Raw genomic sequence first — 5,270 nt, forward strand, 5'->3', positions numbered from 1 at the left:
GCAAGCCTTCCTTCATCTTGGCAAGGTCATACATTTCACTAGACATATTGGTCTGCGCATAGCTCATGTTTAATCCCAATAAAAGACCGATAAGGCACAAATAAAATTTATTCATACTTTTATGATTTATTTAATTGTAATTAACTCTATAAACTTTATGCATTATTTATTGATATCCTGGATTCTGCTTTAAATTCGAATTTTCTGTCACATGTTTACGCTGTAAAGGCAAGTAATAATGATGTTCAGCAAATAACCGCTTTGCATTCCCTTGACAATTCTCAATCAGATAACCAAATGTGTTTCGCTCTTTTATATAATAAGCCTTCAAACGATGGAAGACACCTGTAAGTTGTGTATGGGCAGTACGCCATCTGCGTAAGTCCCAAAAACGGATACCTTCAAAAGCCAATTCTATCCTCCGTTCATGCCGTATTTTCTCCAAATCAATAGAAGTATGTTCAGGCATACCTGCCCTCTTTCGTATCTCATTGACAGCCACCCTTGCTTCCTCAATCCGATTAGCACCACCTAACTCAAAAGCAGCTTCTGCCAAATTTAGATAAATCTCACCCAAGCGATAAATAATAAAATCAGTATCAGACATGCCTCCTCCAGGAATTCCTCTCTCTTCTTTCAAATATTTTTTTACACAAAATCCGGTTTGAGTAGCACCTGCCGCTGTGTTATTCACATCTTTTCCTCTTCCAGACAAACTATTATCTCTCTTATCTGTGTTTATATTACTTTTAATAGTAAAATAATGCGTTTCCACAGGGGTGTCAATCCAAAAAGCTTGATTATACAAAATTGTAGCATGAAAGCGTGGATCTTTATCTTTATATAGTTCTTTGGTATCTATCTCTTGATTGTAATTTATAGAGCTTCCAGGAGTTCCATCTATAAATTCATAAGCATCTATCATTTCTAAAGTCGGGTTTGTGATACTGGCAATCCAAGGTTTATAAGATATTGGTTGGTTATTGTAATCATAATCTTGTCCCAAATCCTTTTGAGTAAATTTTTTAGCCCAAATAACCTCATTGTTGTCTTTTTCTAAAAACAAATATTGATAATTTTTACTCTTGTCATCATATTTCTTGAATAAACTGAACCCACCTTCTGCTAATATTCTTTTAGAAGCTTTGTAAGACTCCTCGAAGTAAAAATCTGCATCTGTAACAGGTACTCCTAAAATACCATCCAAATCCATCTTTCCATAACGGGCAATACTACCTGCATACAACATAGCACGGCTCTTTAAAGCCAATGCAGCAAAGCGACTGACACGTCCTTTATTCGCTGCGTCATAAGAAGGAGGTAAAATATCAATGATTTCATCCAACTCTTTACGCACAAACTCATATACTTCTTTCTCTGTATTTCTGAAAGGATATATATCTTCGTCTCCTATTTGCTGAGGTTCAGTGATAATAGGTACACCACCCAATCTCATGGCAAGGTTAAAATAATGCAGTGCTCGCAAAAAGCGACATTCAGCCATACGACGATTTTTAAAATTCTCATCCAGAGTACTATTTTTCATATTTAACAAGAATTCATTATATCCACGTATAACATTATAACTCCACATGCCAATATAATAATCATCACTTATATTATCCGGAGTTATTATTCCCAAAGTAAATGTATTCAGTAATGAGCTCCACCCAAAACAAGTGCGAGCTTCATCTGTAATCACATTTAATTTACATTGACCATCAAAAACTCCATTTACATTAGTTACCCCATATAAGTGGGTCAAATTAGCATCTGCTAAATTTTCATCATTCCATACTGTTGCATCCGAAATGATATCAATAGGTTCTTTATCCAAAACATTACATGAATTGGTTAAACTTGCTAAAAGCAACAAAACAAAATATCGCAATTTCATATTTTATTCATATTAAAAATTCATACTAACTCCCGCAGTGAATGTTTTTACCTGTGGATAATACCAACCGTTTTTCGTATCTGATTCTGGATCTTTATATTTCACATTTGTAAATGTCAATAAATTATTTCCACTAAGAAATAATCTAAGATTATTTATCCCAGACTTTTGAGTCCAACTTTTAGGAAATGTGTAATTTAATTGTATATTCTTTAGACGAATGTAATAAGCATTTTTTTGTACCCAAAATGTGGATTGATATGTATTTGGATGTCCTTTTGAAAACCTTGACCGAGGTAATTCTGCATTAGGGTTCGGATTATCTTCTGTCCAACGTTTTTCCCAAAAAGCATAAGGGGTCATATTATCTCCAAAAGGCATTACAAACTGATCACTATTGAATACAGAATAATTAGAAGCACCTTGAAATAAAACATTCAATGACCAATTCTTATAAGTAAAATCTCCATTCAATCCGAAAAATATTTCCGGATTGGCATTTTTACCTATCTGTATTTCGTCTTTCCAATTGATAACTCCATCTTTATTTTGATCCACATAACGAATATCGCCAGGCTTGATTACATTATTATTTGCTCCATTAGTAATGTCTGCCCAACCATCAATTTCTTCTTGCGAAGAGAATAATCCGTCAGCTTCATATCCCCATGCAATGTTAGTCCATTTTCCTGTGAGGTCGTATCGATGCTGTTGTTCCGGATCTGTACGCTCTACCTCGTCGTAATGCACCCATTTAGAGCGTGCCCAAGAAACATTTGCACGAAGATCATAAATCAAATCACCGACTTTGTTAGCGTGTCCCAACATCAATTCAAATCCACGGGTATTTTGCTTGTTGATATTTTCTTCTGGCAAGGAGGCACCAAACGTGCTGGGCAGGCTCTGTGCCCGGGTGGCTAACATTTTGGATTTCAAACGATAGAACACATCAAATTCTGTGTAAAACTTACGGTTAAAAATTGAATAATCAACACCAATGTTGTAAGTCGTAGTTTCTGCCCAACTTGCATTCTTATTTGCAAGTCCTTTGGATTTTAATCCCTTATTAATAGCTTCTCCTGTATCAAAAATATAACTATTTCCAAACATATACCCTGTTAGATAATTAAAGCTTACATTTGCTTCATCTCCAGCTTGACCTACAGAGAAACGTAATTTCAAATTATCTACATTTCTTAGGTTTTCTTTAAAGAAAGGCTCTTCGCTGATGCGCCATGCGGCAGACACTCCTGGGAAAAATCCCCAACGGTTACTTTTATAAAATTTGGCAGAACCATCTACACGTCCTACAAAATCAACCAAATAACGATTTTCATAACCATATCCTAACTTAAAGACATACGACATACGTCCACCTTCTGAAGCTCCTCCTCCATTATTTTTATTTTCATCCGAACCAGCAAACATTTCATCTACTTCCGTAGAAATAAAACCTTCCCGGTAAGCAAAAAAGTTATCATTTTTACTAGCTTGCGCTTCCACCAAAGCCAAACCTGTGATATGATGCTTTTCGGCAAAAATACGGTCATAATTCAATTTGAACATTGAATACCATAACCAATCTTTTGCATATTCTTCTCTTAATGAATTCTTTCCACCATTAAATGTTCCTATTACAGTATATTCTTCTGTATCATAATTATAGTCATGATAGTCAAAGCTTGTATTAAATGTCTTGACAAAGTTGTTATTTAAACGATAATCAAATTTTCCATCAGCCGACAATCCTTTCACCCATTTATTAAAGTTTAAATTTGCAGAAAAAGTGCCTCTTACTGAGCTAAAATCTGTATCTGAATATCCTGAATAATCACGTTCTGATATAGCTAAAGGATTTCCCCAGCGTCCATCATAACCGGGATTTGTCGGTTTAGAAGAATCCGGCCAATAAGCTGGTACAGTGGGATGAGCTGCCTGAACAGCTTGCATAATCACATCCATACCTCTACCTGGTCTTTCTCTATACTCCAACCTTCCACTAAAATCTGCAGAAAGACGCAATACCGAGTTTATCTGTGCATCAATGTTAGAGCGGAAACTAATTCTATTAAAATTAATATCATCTGATCGCAGCAAACTTTTCTGGTTCAAATAACCTAAAGACAAGAAATAAGAGACTTTATCTCCACCTCCACGAACACCCATATTTATATCATATTTGGGAGAAATACTTTTCAAAGTCTCTTTTCGCCAATTAGTATTTGGATAACGGGGATCTGTGCCTGCATAAAACTTTGCTACCTCTTCCGGTGTATAAGTAGGATTATCTCCGTTAACAACATTTGCTTCGTTCATCAATTCTGCATATAAACCTGAACTTGCCATTTCAATAATTCGTGTAGGAGCAGAGAATCCGGCATTGACATTTAAGTTAAACTTGGGTGCTCCTTTCTTTCCTCTTTTAGTAGTAACCAAAATAACACCATTGGCAGCTCGGGAACCGTATATCGCAGCCGAAGCATCTTTTAGAATTGAAATGTTTTCAATCTCATTGGGATCCATATAACCGAAATCTTGTTCGATACCGTCTACTAACACCAATGGAGTCCCGAAACCACGAATATTTAAAGTTGCACCATCAGCACCGGGTTGTCCCCCTCGGTTCATAACCTTTAGTCCCGGAACCAGACCGGCCAAAGCCGACGTGACGTTTCCTACAGCCTTTGAAGCCAACTTATCGCCTTCTACCGATCCTACGGCTCCCGTCAAGTTCACCTTTTTCTGAACCCCGTATCCGACTACGACCACATCGTCCAAAATTTCAGAATCCGGTTCCAAACTTACATTTAGAGATGCTTGTCCTTTATAGGTGATTTCTCGGGTCCGGTAACCGACGTATGAGAAGACAATGGTCTGGTTTCCCCGCGGGACTTCGATTCTGTATTTTCCGTCCGCGTCCGTAGCAACGCCGATAGTGGTACCCTTGACCAGGACATTGGCACCGATGGCGGGCAGTCCCTGCTCATCCAGCACCACTCCAGTAAGGGTTCTTCCCTGCAACACCTCTTTCTTTCCGGCTTGTACCGCACTTGTGATAAAACAAGCTAAAAACAGCAGAAGAAGCCATGTTTTGATTGCATTTTTCATAATGTTGACAAATTAAAAATTAGTAAAATAAATTAAAAGGTTATTTTCTCGTAGAATTTTGCCTGTTTACCTTTCTATCCAATAGTCTGGCCATTTTTTTAACTACTTTCGGATATTTGTTGTAGACATTCATCGTCTGATATGGATCCTTCTCAAGGTTGTACAATTGTCCTTTGGGGGCATCCGGTTTTACCTTCGCATTCTCGATATCACTGTTCACCTGATGGGTCAACTGGAATACAGCAGCACCGCCAAAGGCATGATC

At 37.2% G+C, this 5,270-nt stretch carries 2 protein-coding genes and 1 pseudogene; all 3 read right to left on the reverse strand.

All coding sequences use genetic code 11. The features are described from left to right. Positions 1–166 precede the first annotated feature (166 nt). Positions 167–1,897, reverse strand: coding sequence for a RagB/SusD family nutrient uptake outer membrane protein (locus tag DWY55_RS21565; protein ID WP_117704157.1), 1,731 nt, complete (start codon positions 1,895–1,897; stop codon positions 167–169). A gap of 12 nt (positions 1,898–1,909) precedes the next feature. Continuing rightward, positions 1,910–5,005 (reverse strand): SusC/RagA family TonB-linked outer membrane protein, encoded by a 3,096-nt coding sequence (locus DWY55_RS21570; protein WP_117704158.1) that lies wholly within the window; start codon positions 5,003–5,005, stop codon positions 1,910–1,912. 40 nt (positions 5,006–5,045) lie between these two features. After that, positions 5,046–5,270, reverse strand: a pseudogene (locus DWY55_RS22150) (arylsulfatase); the annotation flags it as partial.

Source organism: Bacteroides sp. AF25-38AC (assembly GCF_003602995.1).
Taxonomy (GTDB): domain Bacteria; phylum Bacteroidota; class Bacteroidia; order Bacteroidales; family Bacteroidaceae; genus Bacteroides; species Bacteroides uniformis.